Annotated in this window: 2 protein-coding genes; both read right to left on the bottom strand. The window is 60.9% G+C overall.

From position 1 onward, the window contains the following. Positions 1 to 12: 12 nt before the first annotated feature. Positions 13 to 405: an IS1 family transposase gene (locus tag IEX74_RS23055; RefSeq protein WP_188816452.1), complete on the bottom strand. Its 393-nt coding sequence runs from the start codon at positions 403 to 405 to the stop codon at positions 13 to 15. A gap of 43 nt (positions 406 to 448) precedes the next feature. Then, positions 449 to 718 (bottom strand): transposase-like zinc-binding domain-containing protein, encoded by a 270-nt coding sequence (locus IEX74_RS23050; protein WP_188816451.1) that lies wholly within the window; start codon positions 716 to 718, stop codon positions 449 to 451. Positions 719 to 757: the final 39 nt, after the last annotated feature.

Raw genomic sequence — 757 nt, 5'->3', positions numbered from 1 at the left:
GGCGGTGGTCTACTAGATGGTGAATTGGCGATTATGTTCGTCAATGACGAGTTGAATGCGCACCTGGTGCATGGCCAACGAGCGACTGAACGAGCAGGAGCGGCGCACCAGCACACCGCAGCGTTGGCGTAAGGAGCAGTTGATGGCTTCCACGATGCTGGTCTGTCCACTGCCTTTTGGATGGGCTTGGTGGGCGTGCCGGGGCAACACGCCTTGGTAGGCCTCCCACTCGTCGGTATAGTACCAGGTGTTGGTGCGATACGGCCGGGGGAGTGCCTGCCACAAGCGCCGAGCCGTGGCCTGCCCGCGACAGCCCAGCACCCAGGCCACAATCCGGCGGGTGCCGCGTTCAACGGCCAACCAGAGCCACACTTTGCGCCGTTTACGACCCACAAAGGTCCACATCTCGTCCAGCTCCAACTCTTTTACGCGCAGCGGTAAGCGGCAACTACGCGCTGGGGTTTGCGCTTTTTTTTGCCAGTTTGGCCACGGTCATGCGCGCCACGCCCGTCAGGCGCACAATCGCCCGCTGTGACACCCGCTCCAGCAGCAGCTTCTCAACTTGCGCGTACTGAGCGGCTTTGCGTGGGGCCGCCGGCACAAACACGGCTTGGTGGCGGCAGGCCGTACACACGTACTTGGCTTTGCCTTTGCTGCTGCCATTTTTGCGCAAAGCAGTACTGCCGCATTTGGCACACGGTAAGATCGTCTGAAGCATGCCCCTAACCTACTAAAAACCACCTTCTAGACCACCGCC

It is taken from the genome of Hymenobacter cavernae (assembly GCF_014641455.1).
GTDB lineage: Bacteria > Bacteroidota > Bacteroidia > Cytophagales > Hymenobacteraceae > Hymenobacter > Hymenobacter cavernae.
The sequence above is the reverse complement of the archived record's forward strand: the minus strand, read 5'-3'. Positions and strand labels throughout refer to the sequence as shown.

What these genes read in the sequence shown, in the direction of transcription:
- IEX74_RS23055 (WP_188816452.1), bottom strand. Translation starts at nt 405, where the DNA reads ATGTGGACCTTTGTGGGTCGTAAACGGCGCAAAGTGTGGCTCTGGTTG.
- IEX74_RS23050 (WP_188816451.1), bottom strand. Translation starts at nt 718, where the DNA reads ATGCTTCAGACGATCTTACCGTGTGCCAAATGCGGCAGTACTGCTTTG.